Source organism: Pseudomonas sp. UBT (genome assembly GCF_050915955.1).
Taxonomy (GTDB): Bacteria; Pseudomonadota; Gammaproteobacteria; order Pseudomonadales; family Pseudomonadaceae; genus Aquipseudomonas; species Aquipseudomonas antarctica_A.
In genome coordinates, this window is sequence record NZ_CP168079.1 from 1,798,563 (window position 1) to 1,814,238 (window position 15,676).

General features: G+C 60.1%; 15 protein-coding genes. 10 read left to right on the forward strand and 5 right to left on the reverse strand.

Annotated features, from left to right (window positions below):
- Nucleotides 1-5: 5 nt before the first annotated feature.
- Nucleotides 6-308, reverse strand: coding sequence for a c-type cytochrome (locus ACDZ94_RS08150; RefSeq protein WP_221296000.1), 303 nt, complete (start codon nt 306-308; stop codon nt 6-8).
- A gap of 192 nt (nt 309-500) precedes the next feature.
- On the opposite strand from ACDZ94_RS08150, the gene yihA reads away from it, so the two are divergent.
- The gene (yihA, locus tag ACDZ94_RS08155) at nt 501-1,142 is read left to right on the forward strand and encodes a ribosome biogenesis GTP-binding protein YihA/YsxC (protein ID WP_186685753.1); all 642 of its coding nucleotides are present in this window, start codon (nt 501-503) and stop codon (nt 1,140-1,142) included.
- Nucleotides 1,143-1,410: 268 nt separating this feature from the next.
- Here the strand turns inward: yihA and polA are convergent, their stop codons facing one another.
- Entirely contained in the window at nt 1,411-4,206 is a 2,796-nt protein-coding gene (gene polA, locus ACDZ94_RS08160) for a DNA polymerase I (RefSeq protein WP_432751319.1), read from the reverse strand.
- 74 nt (nt 4,207-4,280) lie between these two features.
- Between polA and ACDZ94_RS08165 the strand changes: the two genes are divergently transcribed.
- Together ACDZ94_RS08165 and ACDZ94_RS08170 are read left to right on the forward strand one after the other, a co-directional pair.
- The gene (locus ACDZ94_RS08165; RefSeq protein ID WP_053253671.1) at nt 4,281-4,571 is read left to right on the forward strand and encodes a DUF2782 domain-containing protein; all 291 of its coding nucleotides are present in this window, start codon (nt 4,281-4,283) and stop codon (nt 4,569-4,571) included.
- A 56-nt stretch (nt 4,572-4,627) separates the two neighbouring features.
- The gene (locus tag ACDZ94_RS08170) at nt 4,628-5,581 is read left to right on the forward strand and encodes a homoserine kinase (RefSeq protein WP_432751320.1); all 954 of its coding nucleotides are present in this window, start codon (nt 4,628-4,630) and stop codon (nt 5,579-5,581) included.
- Nucleotides 5,582-5,708: 127 nt separating this feature from the next.
- Here ACDZ94_RS08170 and ACDZ94_RS08175 read toward each other — a convergent pair whose 3' ends face one another.
- Nucleotides 5,709-6,638: a zinc ABC transporter substrate-binding protein gene (locus ACDZ94_RS08175; RefSeq protein WP_432751321.1), complete on the reverse strand. Its 930-nt coding sequence runs from the start codon at nt 6,636-6,638 to the stop codon at nt 5,709-5,711.
- A gap of 58 nt (nt 6,639-6,696) precedes the next feature.
- Between ACDZ94_RS08175 and zur the strand changes: the two genes are divergently transcribed.
- Genes zur through ACDZ94_RS08195 form a run of 4 tightly spaced genes read left to right on the forward strand, consistent with a single transcriptional unit; the run spans nt 6,697 to nt 9,502 of the window.
- Entirely contained in the window at nt 6,697-7,179 is a 483-nt protein-coding gene (gene zur, locus ACDZ94_RS08180; RefSeq protein WP_053253668.1) for a zinc uptake transcriptional repressor Zur, read from the forward strand.
- Nucleotides 7,179-7,964 (forward strand): zinc ABC transporter ATP-binding protein ZnuC, encoded by a 786-nt coding sequence (gene znuC / locus ACDZ94_RS08185; RefSeq protein WP_407017454.1) that lies wholly within the window; start codon nt 7,179-7,181, stop codon nt 7,962-7,964. The genes zur and znuC overlap by 1 nt, the downstream gene beginning before the upstream one ends.
- A complete protein-coding gene (znuB, locus tag ACDZ94_RS08190; protein ID WP_064450048.1) occupies nt 7,957-8,745 on the forward strand; it encodes a zinc ABC transporter permease subunit ZnuB in 789 nt (262 codons plus the stop codon). The genes znuC and znuB overlap by 8 nt, the downstream gene beginning before the upstream one ends.
- Before the next feature lie 37 nt (nt 8,746-8,782).
- Nucleotides 8,783-9,502: a PA5502 family lipoprotein gene (locus ACDZ94_RS08195; protein ID WP_221295997.1), complete on the forward strand. Its 720-nt coding sequence runs from the start codon at nt 8,783-8,785 to the stop codon at nt 9,500-9,502.
- A gap of 95 nt (nt 9,503-9,597) precedes the next feature.
- Here ACDZ94_RS08195 and katE read toward each other — a convergent pair whose 3' ends face one another.
- Nucleotides 9,598-11,739, reverse strand: a complete 2,142-nt coding sequence (gene katE / locus ACDZ94_RS08200; RefSeq protein ID WP_064450046.1) for a catalase HPII — start codon at nt 11,737-11,739, stop codon at nt 9,598-9,600.
- A gap of 266 nt (nt 11,740-12,005) precedes the next feature.
- Here katE and ACDZ94_RS08205 point away from each other — a divergent pair, with 266 nt between their 5' ends.
- Genes ACDZ94_RS08205 through ACDZ94_RS08215 form a run of 3 tightly spaced genes read left to right on the forward strand, consistent with a single transcriptional unit; the run spans nt 12,006 to nt 14,513 of the window.
- Entirely contained in the window at nt 12,006-13,013 is a 1,008-nt protein-coding gene (locus tag ACDZ94_RS08205; protein WP_064450045.1) for a methionine ABC transporter ATP-binding protein, read from the forward strand.
- Nucleotides 13,013-13,687, forward strand: a complete 675-nt coding sequence (locus ACDZ94_RS08210; RefSeq protein WP_064450044.1) for a methionine ABC transporter permease — start codon at nt 13,013-13,015, stop codon at nt 13,685-13,687. The genes ACDZ94_RS08205 and ACDZ94_RS08210 overlap by 1 nt, the downstream gene beginning before the upstream one ends.
- 52 nt (nt 13,688-13,739) lie before the next feature.
- On the forward strand, nt 13,740-14,513 hold the full coding sequence (locus tag ACDZ94_RS08215; RefSeq protein WP_221295995.1) for a MetQ/NlpA family ABC transporter substrate-binding protein: 774 nt from the start codon (nt 13,740-13,742) through the stop codon (nt 14,511-14,513).
- A gap of 148 nt (nt 14,514-14,661) precedes the next feature.
- Here the strand turns inward: ACDZ94_RS08215 and ACDZ94_RS08220 are convergent, their stop codons facing one another.
- Nucleotides 14,662-15,018, reverse strand: a complete 357-nt coding sequence (locus ACDZ94_RS08220) for a BRO-N domain-containing protein (protein WP_064450042.1) — start codon at nt 15,016-15,018, stop codon at nt 14,662-14,664.
- Between the last annotated feature and the right edge of the window lie 658 nt (nt 15,019-15,676).

The following is a 15,676-nucleotide window of genomic DNA, read 5'->3' on the forward strand; positions in this document are numbered from 1 at the left end:
AAGAGTTATCTACCGGGTTTACTCACCATCAACTCAATGATGGCCTGGTAATCCTCAGTACTGCAGTCCATGCACAAACCACGCGGCGGCATTGCCTTGAAACCCTGGGTCACGTGTTGCACCAGCGTGTCCATACCCTGCGCCAGTCTAGGCGCCCAAGCTACCTGGTCACCCCGTTTGGGGGCGTTGGGCAGTTGGCCGGCATGGCAAGCCACGCAAACTCGGTTGTACACCGCCTCCGGATCCTGTGTAGCCTGAGCGCCGTAAAACGGCACCAGGACACCAAAAGCGAGCAACCATCGGGTCATACATCGACCTTTTCAGGGTTTGAGAGCGTTTTGCGTTCTAATGCGCAATGAAGGTCTTTCGCTCCCGTGAACTTCATCCTTCGCTGGGACAAAGCACACACAAAATCTGCGGCATTATATACTGGCGCTACTGAAACGGAAACGACACCGCTTGCCGCACCCTTTTTCGGCACCGCCCACATCGGAAATCTCATGCAACTCAAGAATCCCATCCTCGGTCTGTGCCAACAGTCCACATTCATGCTCAGCGCCGCCAAAGTTGACCAATGCCCCGATGACGAAGGCTTTGAAGTCGCCTTTGCCGGTCGTTCCAACGCTGGCAAATCCAGCGCGCTGAACACCCTGACTCACGCCAGCCTGGCGCGCACCTCGAAAACCCCGGGCCGCACGCAACTTCTCAACTTCTTCAAGCTAGACGATGATCGGCGTCTGGTCGACCTGCCGGGCTACGGTTATGCAAAAGTACCTATCCCGTTGAAGCTGCACTGGCAGCGTCACCTGGAGGCTTACCTGGGTGGTCGGGAGAGTTTGAAGGGTTTGATTCTGATGATGGACATCCGTCATCCAATGACCGACTTCGACCTGCTGATGCTCGATTGGGCCGTCGCCAGCGGCATGCCGATGCATATCCTGCTGACCAAGGCCGACAAGCTGACCTACGGTGCAGCCAAGAACACCCTGCTCAAAGTGCAATCCGACATCCGCAAAGGTTGGGGTGATGCGATCACCATCCAGTTGTTCTCTGCGCCTAAGCGGATGGGCCTGGAAGACGCCTACACCGTGCTGGCCGGCTGGATGGAATTGGCCGACAAGGGCGCTGAACTCGCGGAATAACTTTTCTGCGGGCAAAAAAAACCCCGGACTTCGTATGGGGAGGGGAAGTTCGGGGTTCAAGTTCCGGACCGCTAGGGCGGGGTCCAGATATCTGCCAACACTTAACACAACATAGGAGCATTGAAGGGCTTCACCACCCATTCAGTAACTCTGAGTAGCAATTCACGGGTTAAGTTCCGGCAGGTTCAAAAAACTATTGGAAATAGCTGTCGCCGATTTCTGATCTAAAGCGCTCTGCCACCCCCTCGAAAGTGGCAGAGCCGCGAAATCAGTGCGCCTCGTCCCAGTTATCGCCCACGCCCACATCCACCACCAGTGGCACGTCCAACTGCGCCGCCGCGCTCATGTGCTCGCGGATCTTCTCGCTGACTTGCGCCACCAGGTCCTCACGCACCTCAAGCACCAGTTCATCGTGCACTTGCAGGATGACCTTGGCATCCAGGCCCGATTCCGTCAGCCAGTTATCCACCAGCACCATGGCTTTTTTGATGATGTCCGCCGCCGTGCCTTGCATCGGCGCGTTGATTGCCGTGCGCTCGGCAGCCGCTCGTTCCTGAGGCTTATTGGAATTGATATCCGGCAAATACAGCCGACGCCCGAAGAAGGTTTCTACATAGCCTTGATCAGCAGCCTGGGCACGCGTGCGCTCCATGTACTCGCGAACACCTGGGTAGCGCGCGAAGTACACATCGATGTACGCCTTGGCAGTCTTGGTATCGACGCCAATATCCTTGCCCAACTTCTGCGCGCCCATGCCGTAGATCAGGCCAAAGTTAATCGCCTTGGCGCTGCGACGTTGATTGGAAGTGACCTCAGACAATTCAACCTTGAACACCTCAGCCGCCGTAGCGGTGTGCACGTCCAGGTCGTTGCGAAACGCATTCATCAAGCCCTCGTCCTTGGACAAGTGCGCCATGATCCGCAGTTCGATCTGCGAATAGTCCGCCGCCAGCAGCTTGTAGCCCTTGGGCGCGACAAACGCCTGGCGGATCCGCCGCCCTTCGGCGGTGCGCACAGGGATGTTCTGCAGGTTCGGGTCACTGGACGACAAGCGCCCGGTAGCCGCCACAGCCTGATGATAAGACGTGTGAATGCGCCCGGTGCGCGGGTTGATCTGCTCCGGCAGGCGGTCGGTGTAGGTGCTTTTCAGTTTGCTCATGCTGCGGTACTGCATCAGCACCTTGGGCAACAGGAAGTCATCTTCGGCCAACTTGGCCAGCACTTCTTCGGCCGTGGAAGCCTGCCCCTTGCCGGTCTTTTTCAGCACCGGCAGCCCAAGTTTCTCGTAGAGAATCGCCCCAAGCTGCTTGGGTGAGCCCAGGTTGAACTCTTCGCCCGCGATCTCGAACGCCTGGCGCTCCAGCTCAACCATCTTGTTGCCCAGCTCGATGCTCTGGATGCCCAGCAGCTCCTTATCCACCAACGCACCCTGGCGCTCGATACGTGCCAGCACCGGCACCAAGGGAATTTCGATATCCGTGAGCACACTGGCCAGGCTCGGGATGGCCGCGAGTTGTGCGTGCAGTGCCTGATGCAGACGCAGCGTCACGTCGGCATCTTCGGCGGCGTAAGGGCCGGCTTGCTCAAGCGGGATCTGGTCGAACGTCAGCTGCTTGGCGCCTTTGCCGGCGATGTCCTGGAAGCTGACGGTGTCGTAGTCCAGGTACTTCTTCGCCAGGCTGTCCATATCATGCCGAGTCGCAGTGGAATTCAGCACATAGGATTCAAGCATGGTGTCGAAGGCGATACCGCGCACGGTAATGCCCTGTTCAAAGTCACCACCGATGGCGCAGTTGGCCAGGATGTTCATGTCGAACTTGGCGTGCTGGCCAACCTTGAGCTTGGTCGGGTCTTCCAGCAATGGCTTGAGGGCCAGCAACACGGTGTCACGGTCCAACTGCTGCGGCGCACCCTCGTAAGAGTGGGTCAACGGTATGTAGGCCGCTTCGTGAGGCTGCACGGCAAAGGAAACCCCGACCAGCTGCGCCTGTTGGGCGTCAATCCCGGTGGTTTCCGTGTCAAACGCGAACAACGTCGCGTCATTGAGCTTCTTCAGCCAACGGTCGAATGTCGCTTGGTCGAGGATGGTGGTGTACGCCGTCTCCACAGGGGCCGACGCAACCTCCTCAACGACAGCTTCAGCAGTCGGCGCAGCCTGGGCCGAAGCCTTCAATTCAACGCGCTTGGCGTCGCGCTGAATCTCATCAAACCAGCTCTTGAACTCCAGCAGCGTGTACAGCTCCAGCAGCTTGTCGCGATCTGGCTCGATCAGGTGCAGATCATCCAGGCCCACATCCAGCGGCACGTCGATCTTGATCGTCGCCAGTTGATAGGACAGGAACGCCATTTCCCGATGTTCTTCCAGCTTGGCCGGCAGGTTCTTGGCGCCCCGAATCGGCAGGGTCGGCACAATATCCAACTGTTCATAAAGCTCTTTGAGGCCGCCATTCACGCCCACTAACAGACCGGAAGCGGTCTTCGGACCAATGCCCGGAACGCCTGGGATGTTGTCGGAGGAATCGCCCATCAACGCCAGGTAATCGATGATCTGCTCGGGAGCGACACCGAATTTCTCCTTCACGCCCTCGATGTCCATCGCGCTACCGGTCATGGTGTTGACCAAGGTAATGTGCCCGTCGACCAGTTGTGCCATGTCCTTGTCGCCGGTGGAAATCACCACCGGGCGGTCGGCCGCCGCGCTGCTGCGGGCCAGTGTGCCGATCACGTCATCGGCCTCGACGCCTTCAACGCACAGCAGCGGGAAGCCCAGCGCGATCACGCTTTGGTGCAGGGGCTCGATCTGCAGGCGCATGTCATCAGGCATGCTCGGGCGATTAGCCTTGTATTCAGCGTACATGTCATCGCGAAAGGTCCCACCCTTGGCGTCGAACACGACCGCGAACGGGCTGTCCGGGTATTGCTTGCGCAGGCTTTTGAGCATGTTCAACACGCCCTTGACCGCACCGGTCGGCAGGCCTTTGGAGGTAGTCAGCGGTGGCAGCGCGTGAAAGGCGCGGTACAGGTAAGAAGAACCGTCCACCAGGACGAGGGGGGCTTGGCTCATGAGCAGGATCAACCTTTTCGGCGGGTCAGGCGCTAGAATAGCCGGACCAATGACGACAAAGGGACAAGGTTATCATGCGTACAGTAAATCGCCTGTTGTTGACCGGCTTGATTGCACTCACTCCGATGGTGGCCATGGCGGCAGACAGTGCGCCTTCGGGCGACCCGGAAGTCACCATTCGCACGGAAGGCGACAAGACCATTCAGGAATACCGCCAAAATGGCTTCCTGTACGCGATCAAGGTCACCCAGAAAGGCTTTCCGCCGTATTTCCTGGTGCGCGCGGACGGAACCGATGCGAACTTCATCCGTTCTGACCAGCCGGATATGCTGATCCCGTCATGGAAGATCTTCGAATGGAAATGATTTCTTAACTTAAATTGGCGCCGCGCACTGCGGCGCCCGTACTGGCAGTTTTAACCATGTCTGTGTTTACCCCCCTGGCTCGGCCCGAGCTGGAAACCTTTCTCGCCCCTTACGGGCTCGGCCGCCTGCTTGATTTCCAGGGGATTGCCGCCGGTAGCGAAAACACCAACTTCTTCATCAGCCTGGAACAGGGCGAATTCGTCCTGACCCTGGTTGAACGCGGCCCCGTCGCAGAAATGCCGTTCTTCATCGAACTGCTCGACGTGCTCCACGACGCCGATCTGCCCGTGCCCTACGCCCTGCGGACCACCGATGGCGTGGCCCTGCGCGAACTTGCCGGTAAACCAGCGCTGCTACAACCGCGCCTGGCCGGCAAGCACATCAAGGACGCCAATGCGCAGCATTGCGCCCAGGTCGGCGACCTGCTCGGCCACCTTCACCTGGCGACTCAAGGCGAGAAGGTGCTGGAGCGCAAGACGGATCGCGGGCTGGATTGGATGCTGACTGAAGGGGCGCAGCTGATTTCGCACCTGAACGACGCCCAGCAGCGCCTACTGCAAGATGCACTGACCGAAATAGACGCTCACAAGGCCCAGATCCTCGCCCTGCCCCGCGCCAACGTTCACGCCGACCTGTTCCGCGACAACGCGATGTTCGAAGGCACGCACCTGACCGGGTTGATCGACTTCTACAACGCCTGCTCGGGCCCGATGCTGTACGACGTGGCGATCGCGCTGAATGACTGGTGCTCGGACGCCGATGGCGTGATTGATGGCCAACGCGCCCGCGCGCTGCTGGGTGCCTACGCGGGGCTGCGTCCCTTCACGGCCAAGGAAGCGCAATTGTGGCCGACGATGTTGCGGGTAGCGTGTGTGCGTTTCTGGCTGTCACGCCTGATCGCCGCTGAATCATTTGCCGGGCAGGACGTGTTGATTCATGACCCGGCAGAGTTCGAGCATCGGCTGGCACAGCGTCAAAAGGTCAGCGTGCACTTGCCGTTCGCACTCTAAAGACCTGCTCGGTCAAAAAATGTGGGAGCGGGCTTGCTCGCGAACGCGATGGATCAGTCACTTATACGTCGACTGACACTCCGTATTCGCGGGCAAGCCCGCTCCCACATTGGTTATGCGGCGGCGGTTAGAGCGATTCCAGGCACCCAGCCAAATCATTCCCCAACTTCTCCAGCACCTGCTCGTAACCCTGCGCTGTAGCTGGCGTGTAACCGCCCAATGCATCCAGCTCCGCCAATTTCACCGGCAAACCGGCGACCAGCGTCTCGGCCAGGCGCGGGCGCAGCGGCGGCTCGCTGAACACGCAGGTCTTGCCGACTTCCTGCAACCGCGTACGCATCGCCGCCACATGCTGGGCGCCTGGCTGTACTTCGGCGGCAACGCTGAACACGCCGGTGTGCTTGAGCCCGTAAGCGTCTTCGAAGTAATCAAAGGCCTCGTGGAAGACGAAGTAAGGCTTGTCACCCACACTCGCCAAACGAGCCTTCAAGCGCGCATCCAACGCATCCAGACGCTCATCGAACGCCTTCACGTTGCTCTGATAGCGCGCGGCATTGTCCGGGTCGGCGGTGCTGAGGTCAGCCGCCATGCGCGCCGCGATGACGCGAGCGTTTACGGTCGACAACCACAAATGCGCGTCCAGGCTGCCTGGGCGGTGATCGTGATCATGCTCGTCGGTATCCTCGGCATGCGAGTGGCTATCTTCGGCGAAACGACGCAGTTTCATGCCCGCAAGGTCCTGCACCGCCACGGTCGGCAGGCTACGCCCCTTGAGCACGCGCGGCAGGAAGCTCTCCATGTCCGGGCCGATCCAATACAACAGGTCCACCGACTGCACGCGCCGTACGTCGGATGGGCGCAAGGCATAGTTGTGCGGCGATGCACCGGGCGGCAATAACACCTCCGGAATGGCCACGCCGTCCTGCACAGCCGCGGCGATCAACTGCAACGGCTTGATGCTGGTCAGCACTTTGACCTCGGCTTGAGCAGCCCCGGCGATGAGCAAACTGGTGACAAATACGACAAAAACAGGAAAAAGTCGGGACACGATGACCACTCAATGGCGTAGGAACGGGTAACATAATAACGTCTCTATCAAATGTCTGTCGCCGCTCATGCCTATTACACCGCTTGCCAGCCGTCCCCACGACCACTCTCACTGCGTGCATACCGCGTTGTCGGAGGCCGATACCCTGTGCGCACGCCAAGGCCTGCGGCTGACTGCGCTGCGTCGTCGCGTGCTGGAGCTGGTGTGGCAGAGCCACAAGCCGCTGGGCGCCTACGACATTCTTGGCGTGCTCAGCGAGCAGGACGGCCGCCGTGCTGCGCCGCCTACGGTGTACCGTGCGCTGGATTTCCTGCTGGAAAACGGCCTGGTGCACCGCATCGCCTCACTCAACGCCTTTGTTGGCTGCAACCACCCGGAACACGCGCATCAGGGCCAGTTCCTGATCTGCCGCGAGTGCCACGCTGCCATCGAGCTTGAACAAAAAAGCATCAGCGACGCCATCATCAAGAGCTCCGCCGAGGTCGGCTTCAAGGTCGAAGGGCAAACGGTCGAAGTGGTCGGGCTGTGCTCGGGCTGCCAGGGGGCTTGATGAGCAACGCGTTAATCCGCCTGGAACAGGTCGGGGTCACGTTCGCCGGTCAAGCCGTGCTCGATAACATCGCACTGAGCGTCGAACCGGGGCAGATCGTCACCTTGATCGGCCCCAACGGCGCCGGCAAGACCACGCTGGTTCGCGCCGTGCTCGGCCTGCTCAAGCCCGACACCGGCAGCGTGTGGCGCAAGCCCAAGCTACGCGTCGGCTACATGCCGCAAAAACTGCACGTCGACCCGACGCTGCCATTGTCCGTGCTGCGCTTCTTGCGCCTGGTGCCGGGTGTAGACCGCACCCGCGCGCAGGCTGCGCTCAAGGAAGTCGGCGCCGAACAGGTCATCGACAGCCCGGTGCAAAGTATCTCGGGCGGCGAAATGCAGCGCGTCTTGCTGGCCCGCGCCTTGTTGCGCGAACCAGAATTGCTGGTGCTCGATGAGCCCGTGCAAGGCGTTGACGTCGCCGGCCAGGCCGAGCTGTACAGCCTGATCACCCGCCTGCGCGACCGTCATGGCTGCGGCGTGTTGATGGTCTCCCACGACCTGCACCTGGTCATGAGCACCACCGACCAAGTGGTGTGCCTCAACCGCCACGTCTGCTGCTCCGGCCACCCGGAACAGGTCAGCGGCGATCCGGCGTTCGTCGAGTTGTTCGGCAAAAACGCCCAAAGCCTGGCGATCTATCACCACCATCACGACCACGCCCACGATCTGCATGGCGCCGTCGTCGACGATCCCGCTACGCCCCACACCCACGTTCATGGAGATAGCTGCAAGCATGGCTGATTTTCTGCTCTACGCCCTGCTGGCAGGCTTGGCTTTGGCACTGGTGGCGGGCCCATTGGGCTCGTTCGTGGTTTGGCGGCGCATGGCCTATTTTGGCGACACGTTGTCGCACGCCGCGCTGCTGGGCGTGGCCATGGGCTTCTTGCTGGATGTGAGCCCGACCATCGCCGTGACCGTCGGCTGCCTGCTGCTGGCAGTGCTGCTGGTGACCCTGCAACAGCGCCAGCCGCTGGCCTCCGACACCCTGCTCGGCATCCTGGCGCCGAGCACCTTGTCCCTGGGCCTGGTGGTGCTGAGTTTCATGCATGAAGTGCGCATCGACCTGATGGCCTACCTGTTCGGCGACCTGCTGGCGATCAGCCCGACCGACCTTGCCTGGATCCTCGGCGGCAGCGCCGCCGTGCTGGTTTTGCTGGTAGCGCTGTGGCGCCCATTGCTGGCGATCACCGTGCATGAAGAGCTGGCCACGGTGGAAGGTTTGCCCGTACCGGCCCTGCGCATGACCCTGATGCTATTGATCGCAGTGGTGATTGCTGTCGCGATGAAGATTGTCGGCGTATTGTTGATCACGTCGCTGCTGATCATTCCCGCAGCCGCTGCCCAGCGCCACGCTCGCTCACCCGAGCAGATGGCGATCGGCGCCAGCCTGCTGGGGATGCTTGCAGTGTGCGGGGGCCTGGCGCTGTCCTGGTTCAAGGACACGCCGGCCGGGCCGTCGATTGTAGTAGCGGCGGCCGCCCTGTTTCTGCTGAGTTTTGTCCTGCCCCGTCGAGGGGTGTAGACTTGCTCGCTTTTTGCGCAAATAGAGAGTCGCAGGAATGAAGCCGTTCAACTTCCGTTATCTGCTCCTTGCCGCATTTTCCCTGCTGCTGGGCGCCTGTCAAAGCACGCCGCCCGCTGCCACCGAGGCACCGGACACCCGCGCTGCGGCGATCGCGCAGCTGGAGCAAAACCTGGCCAGCAGCGAACTGGCTACCGCCGAAGACGAGCTTGCCGCCTTGCAGGCCCAATCGCCTAACGACCCGGCCCTGGAGCCTTACCAGCGCCAACTGGCCGAAGCCTACCTGCAGCGCAGCCAAATCGTGCTGCAAAAAGGTGACGTCAACGCCGCCGCCACCGCCCTGAGCCGTGCCCGCGCGCTGATGCCCAAGGCCCCGGCGCTGACCGGTGGCGTAAACAGCGCCATCAGCCACGCCCGCAAGGCCGAGCTGGATAAAGCCGAAGCCGCCTTGAAAGCGGCCGAAGCAAAACCGGCTGCCAAAGTCATCGACCCTGCCGCTGAAAGCACCACCGTGGCGCTGAACCTCACTGACATCGAAGAACTTCGCCATCAGTTGGATGCGATCGCCACCGACGTGGTGAATTACCAGTGCGACGTGAGCATCCAGGCGCCGCGCACTCAGGATTACCCATGGCTGGCCACATTGCTGACCAAACGGGTGAAGCGAATTGATTCGGGGTATGACCTGAAGATTCACCGGCAGATCTTGAAACGTATTCCGGCGCAGATTGTGCTGATACCGCGCAAGGCGCAATAAAGCTATCGGGAGCAAGCCCCCTCCCACATTTGAAATGCATTCCAAATGTGGGAGAGGGCTTGCTCCCGATAGAGGTCTAACAAACAATCAAAAGCTTAAGCCGGAATCGCCTTAGCCTTAGGCTCACGATCCCAAACCCGGTGCTGGCCGATCGCGGCAAAAAACGCCTTGAACGCCTTGGCATCCTCGCCAACAATCAGCCCCGCATCCACCTCAAGCTTCAGCAGATCCAGCAATGGCTTCGCATCACTGGCCACCGCAATCGCCTTCAGATGCTTGTACGCCTCCAGCAGGAAGTGCAACGCCACGCCATCACCGCTCAACGCCTTGATCGACTCTTTACCGCCGGGTACGAACACCGCATCAAACGCGATGGACGGCATGCCTTCCATCGACGCATCCACCGGCAAGCTCTTGCCATCGGCCGTCTTCACGGGTGCCGAGGTAGGCCCCAACAGTTTGGCGTGCGCGCCTTGCGCTTCCAGCGCCTTCTTGAGTGCATCAATCGCAGCCCCCTCCACGCCATTCGCCGCCAGAATCGCCACCTTGCGGGTCTTGATATCGCCGGGCAGCAAGTTGGCCTGGCTCAGTGCAGGTGAACGCTCCGGCTTGGTTTTGCGCTCAGGCACCGTGCCTTTGGTCGGCGCAGGCAGGCCCAGGTTGTGTGCCACACGCTTGGCCAGTTCCAGGTCGATATTGGCCAGGATCTCGTTGACCTGACGGGCACGAATAAACTCACGCTCGACCTTGCCCAGCTCAAAGCTGTAAGCCGCAATGATGTGCTCTTGCTCGTGCTTGCTCATGCTGCGGAAGAACAGGCGCGCCTGGGAGAAGTGATCGCTGAACGACTCGCTGCGCTCACGGATCTTGTGAGCATCGATGCGCTCTGGGTAAGACTCGAACCCACCGTCCTGTGCCGCCGGCGGGGTTTCTTTCGGCCAGCCGCCATCAATCGAATTCGGCTCGTAGGACGCGCGCCCTTTGTCGATGGTGCTGCGGTGCATGGCATCGCGCTGGTTGTTATGCAGCGGTGTCACCGGCTGGTTGATCGGCAGTTGGTGAAAGTTCGGGCCACCGAGACGGCTAATCTGCGTATCCGTGTAGGAAAACAGGCGACCTTGCAGCAGCGGGTCGTTGGAAAAGTCGATACCCGGCACGATATGGCCTGGGCAGAACGCGACCTGCTCGACTTCAGCAAAGAAGTTATCCGGGTTGCGGTTCAGCACCATCTTGCCCAGCGGCGTGATCGGTACCAGCTCTTCGGGGATCAGCTTGGTCGGGTCGAGGATATCGAAGTCGAACGAGTGCTCCTTGTCTTCAGGAATCACCTGTACGCCCAGCTCCCACTCAGGGTAATCGCCACTTTCAATCGACTCCCACAAATCGCGGCGGTGGTAGTCGGTATCTTTACCGGCCAGCTTTTGCGCCTCGTCCCACACCAGCGAGCAGGTGCCTGCCGTAGGGCGCCAGTGGAATTTGACGAAGTTGGATTTACCCTCGGCATTCACCAGGCGGAACGTGTGCACACCAAAGCCCTGCATGCTGCGCAGGCTTTTTGGAATGGCACGGTCAGACATGGCCCAGATCACCATGTGCGCCGACTCCGGCTGCAGCGAGACAAAATCCCAGAACGTATCGTGAGCCGAGCCACCGGTAGGAATCTCGTTGTGCGGCTCAGGCTTCACCGCGTGCACAAAGTCGGGGAACTTGATCGCGTCCTGAATAAAAAATACCGGCATGTTGTTACCCACCAGATCGAAGTTGCCTTCGTCGGTGAAGAACTTCACGGCAAAGCCGCGCACGTCACGCACCGTATCGCCGGAACCACGCGGGCCCTGCACGGTGGAAAATCGCGCAAATACCGGGGTTTTGTGGCCAGGGTCGCGTAGGAAACCGGCCTTGGTCAGCGCCGAATGGTTCTCGTAAGTCTGGAAATAACCATGGGCCCCCGTGCCACGGGCATGCACGATGCGCTCCGGGATTCGCTCATGGTCAAAGTGCGTGATTTTTTCACGCATGATGAAGTCTTCCAGCAGCGAAGGGCCACGGGCGCCGACTTTCAGGGTGTTCTGGTTATCGGAAATCTTGACGCCTTGGTTGGTGCGCAGCGCCTGGCCGGTTGCATCTGAGCGGAATTCCTCCAGGGCCTGCAACTTGGCGTTGGTGTTGCCACGGTCCAGGGTATCGGTGCCCGCGAGCTCACTCTTCGGCGGGGTAGCTGGCTTCTTGGTACTCATCAGACAAAACTCCTTATTCAAATTGGCCAGAGCGGTCCCCGGCTCGTTTGAGCAAAAACCCCAGGCACGGCACCTGGGAAATCGAGTTGCTTAAGTAGTGACTGACGCGGTTTTGCACCGTTCCTTTTTTATGACCTTTGATCGCGTTATTGCCAAATCGCTGGTTGAATGCGAAATAAATGCTAAGAAACGCTATACCGACAGGCTAAAATGCGCGCCCGGCTAACCGCTGATCCCCTTTTCATGCGCCCCACAAGGTTCGCTACGTGATCGAGTTTCATAACGTCCATAAAACCTACCGCGTCGCCGGTAAGGAAATCCCCGCGCTGCATCCCACCAGCCTGCGTGTCGAAAACGGCCAGGTGTTCGGCCTGATTGGCCACTCCGGCGCGGGAAAAAGTACCCTGCTGCGTCTGATCAACCGCCTGGAGCAACCCAGCGGTGGCCAGATAAACGTCGACGGCGAAGAAGTCACCGCCCTGGACGCCAACGGCCTGCGCCGTTTCCGCCAGCAAGTCGGGATGATCTTCCAGCACTTCAACCTGCTCGCGTCCAAGACCGTTGCCGATAACGTGGCGCTGCCACTGACCCTGGCCGGCGAATTGTCGCGCAAGGAAATCGACGTACGCGTGGCTGAATTGCTCGCCCGTGTAGGCCTGTCGGACCACGCCAAGAAGTACCCGGCGCAGTTGTCCGGCGGCCAGAAGCAGCGCGTCGGCATCGCTCGCGCCCTGGCGACCAAGCCGAAAATCCTGCTGTGCGACGAAGCCACCAGCGCCCTCGACCCGCAGACCACCGCCTCGGTGCTGCAACTGCTGGCCGAGATCAACCGCGAGCTGAAGCTGACCATCGTGCTGATCACCCATGAGATGGACGTGATCCGCCGCGTGTGCGACCAAGTGGCCGTGATGGACGCCGGCGTGATCGTCGAGCACGGCTCGGTGGCTGATGTGTTCCTGCACCCCAAGCACCCGACCACCAAGCGCTTCGTGCAAGAAGCCGATCAGATCGACGAAAGCGAGCAGCGCGATGACTTCGCGCACGTGCCGGGCCGCATCGTGCGCCTGACCTTCCAGGGCGAAGCGACCTACGCACCGCTGCTGGGCACCGTCGCCCGCGAAACGGGTGTGGACTACAGCATCCTCGCCGGTCGTATCGACCGCATTAAAGACATTCCCTACGGCCAACTGACCCTCGCCGTGACCGGTGGGGACATGGAAGCCGCCTTCGCCCGCTTTACCGCGGCAGACGTCCACATGGAGGTTCTGCGCTAATGGAAGTCCTGTTGAGTTTCTTCGCCAATATCGACTGGTCCGAAATCTGGCTCGCCACCGGCGACACCATGACCATGCTGTTCGGCTCGCTGTTCTTTACCGTATTGCTCGGCCTGCCGCTGGGCGTGCTGCTGTTCCTGTGCAGCCCGCGCCAACTGTTCGAACAAAAAGGCCTCTACGCACTGCTGTCGCTGATCGTGAACATCCTGCGCTCGCTGCCGTTTATCATTTTGCTGATCGTGATGATCCCGTTTACGGTACTGATCACCGGCACCTCGCTGGGGGTCGCCGGGGCGATTCCACCGCTGGTCGTGGGCGCAACGCCGTTCTTTGCGCGCCTGGTGGAAACCGCCTTGCGTGAAGTGGACCGTGGCATCATCGAAGCCACGCAGTCCATGGGCGCTAGCACGCGCCAGATCATCACCAACGCCCTGTTGCCCGAAGCACGCCCCGGCATTTTCGCGGCGATCACGGTCACGGCGATTACACTGGTTTCCTACACGGCAATGGCCGGTGTCGTAGGCGCCGGTGGCCTGGGTGACCTGGCGATCCGTTTCGGTTACCAGCGTTTCCAGACCGATGTGATGGTGGTCACCGTGGTGATGCTGTTGATCCTGGTGCAAATTCTGCAAACCGTCGGCGACAAGCTGGTGGTGCACTTTTCTCGAAAATAACGGCCATTGCCGGCCAAAAAGCCGGCAAATGCCCGAACAAGGAGCTTGTTGGATGAAAAAACTACTGGTTGCTTTCGCCGCCGTTGCCGCGTTTTCCGCTCACGCCGCCGAGACCCTCAAGGTTGCCGCGTCGCCGGTGCCCCACGCAGAAATCCTGGAATTCGTGAAGCCTGCACTCGCCAAAGAAGGCGTGGATTTGCAGGTTAAAGTCTTCACCGACTACGTGCAGCCGAACGTACAGGTAGCCGAAAAGCGCCTGGACGCCAACTTCTTCCAGCACCAGCCGTACCTGGACGAGTTCAATAAAGCCAAGGGCACTCACCTGGTGAGCGTCGGCGCTGTACACCTGGAGCCTCTGGGCGCCTACTCCAGCAAATACAAAAAACTCGAAGATCTGCCTGACGGCGCCAACGTGGTGATTCCGAACGACGCCACCAACGGCGGCCGCGCCCTGCTGCTGCTGGCCAAGCACAACCTGATCACCCTGAAGGACCCGACCAACATCCTGTCGACCATCAAGGACATCACCGGTAACCCTAAAAACCTGAAATTCCGCGAACTGGAAGCCGCCACCCTGCCGCGCGTGCTGACCCAGGTCGACCTGGCACTGATCAACACCAACTACGCCCTGGAAGCCAAGCTGGACCCTTCCAAGGATGCACTGGTGATCGAAGGCAACGACTCGCCTTACGTGAACATCCTGGTGACCCGCGAAGACAACAAGGATTCGGACGCGGTGAAGAAGCTGGTTGCAGCCCTGCACACCCCAGAAGTGAAGAAATTCATCCAAGAGAAGTACAAAGGCGCGATTCTGCCGGCGTTCTGATCAAACTCGATTTCAACACACCGAAGATCAAAAAATGTGGGAGCGGGCTTGCTCGCGATAGCAGAGCGTCAGTCAGCGAAGATGTTGACTGGCCCACCGCTATCGCAGGCAAGCCAGCTCCCACATTTGTTTTGTGTTGTTGGCTAGATCAGGCCAACACACCTGTCTGCTGTTTACCGCGCAAGGCCGGTATCACCGCATGGGTCAGCCACTGGCGCAGGCAGCGGTTCTCCGGGTAGTAGTGGTAGATGAGCAGCGCGTACACGCCGGACTCGCTGACCATCAAGGTCGGCGCGCACTGGCCGTGGGTGATCAGGGGCACGGCGTGCTGTTGATCGGGGTCGAGTTTGCGCAGTAACGCTGGATTGAGGTGCAGGCCCATCAAGTGGCCGATGTCAGCGGCGCTGAACCAGGGTTGGCTGTCGATCAACACGGCGTGCAGTTGGTGATGGTGGCGGGTGAAGACTTCGGGGGTGACGGGTGGGTCGGGGGTAAGTGCTTGCATGGTCTGGCTCCTAACGTATCAAGGGACCGCCAAGCACTACTTCCACGTAATGGGTGGCGGCTGTACGCAGGTGTGGAAGACCGGGACGTTAGGCACCCGGCGCACTCGAAAGCGCCCCGCGCACAGCCACCATAAAACACAGACAAGAAAAAGCGCCTGACACCTGGTGGCGCTTTGTGCGCCTAACGATATAAGGGCTTCCACACCCTGTCACTGAATTTGCAGCGACAGCGCAAAGACTAGCCACCCCAACCGCACCCAACAAGTTCACGCACAGCGCCACAACTTGCAGGAAATGTCCGACGACTCACTATTCAACCCTTGCTCAAAACCCAATGTGGGAGCGGGCTTGCTCGCGAAAGCGGAGTGTCAGTCACCGAATCTGTCGACTGAACCATCGTCTTCGCGAGCAAGCCCGCTCCCACACTTGTTTTGTGTTGATTGAAAGATCAGTGCAACACACTTGCGTTCAACCCTTGCACAGAACCACTGTGGGAGCTGGCTTGCCTGCGACAGCGTGGGGTCAGTCAGCCTATTAGCCACTGAACTATCGCTATCGCGAGCAAGCCCGCTCCCACACTTGTTTTGTGTTGCCTGAAAGATCAGTGCAACACACTTGCGTTCAACCCTTGCACAGAACCACTGTGGGAGCTGGCTT

Bases quoted from the DNA above. Each gene is read 5' to 3' on its own strand.
- ACDZ94_RS08150 (WP_221296000.1), bottom strand. From the start codon at position 308: ATGACCCGATGGTTGCTCGCTTTTGGTGTCCTGGTGCCGTTTTACGGC.
- ACDZ94_RS08215 (WP_221295995.1), top strand. From the start codon at position 13,740: ATGAAAAAACTACTGGTTGCTTTCGCCGCCGTTGCCGCGTTTTCCGCT.
- ACDZ94_RS08195 (WP_221295997.1), top strand. From the start codon at position 8,783: ATGAAGCCGTTCAACTTCCGTTATCTGCTCCTTGCCGCATTTTCCCTG.
- ACDZ94_RS08165 (WP_053253671.1), top strand. From the start codon at position 4,281: ATGCGTACAGTAAATCGCCTGTTGTTGACCGGCTTGATTGCACTCACT.
- katE (WP_064450046.1), bottom strand. From the start codon at position 11,739: ATGAGTACCAAGAAGCCAGCTACCCCGCCGAAGAGTGAGCTCGCGGGC.
- znuC (WP_407017454.1), top strand. From the start codon at position 7,179: ATGAGCAACGCGTTAATCCGCCTGGAACAGGTCGGGGTCACGTTCGCC.
- polA (WP_432751319.1), bottom strand. From the start codon at position 4,206: ATGAGCCAAGCCCCCCTCGTCCTGGTGGACGGTTCTTCTTACCTGTAC.
- ACDZ94_RS08210 (WP_064450044.1), top strand. From the start codon at position 13,013: ATGGAAGTCCTGTTGAGTTTCTTCGCCAATATCGACTGGTCCGAAATC.
- ACDZ94_RS08170 (WP_432751320.1), top strand. From the start codon at position 4,628: ATGTCTGTGTTTACCCCCCTGGCTCGGCCCGAGCTGGAAACCTTTCTC.
- ACDZ94_RS08220 (WP_064450042.1), bottom strand. From the start codon at position 15,018: ATGCAAGCACTTACCCCCGACCCACCCGTCACCCCCGAAGTCTTCACC.
- zur (WP_053253668.1), top strand. From the start codon at position 6,697: ATGCCTATTACACCGCTTGCCAGCCGTCCCCACGACCACTCTCACTGC.
- yihA (WP_186685753.1), top strand. From the start codon at position 501: ATGCAACTCAAGAATCCCATCCTCGGTCTGTGCCAACAGTCCACATTC.
- znuB (WP_064450048.1), top strand. From the start codon at position 7,957: ATGGCTGATTTTCTGCTCTACGCCCTGCTGGCAGGCTTGGCTTTGGCA.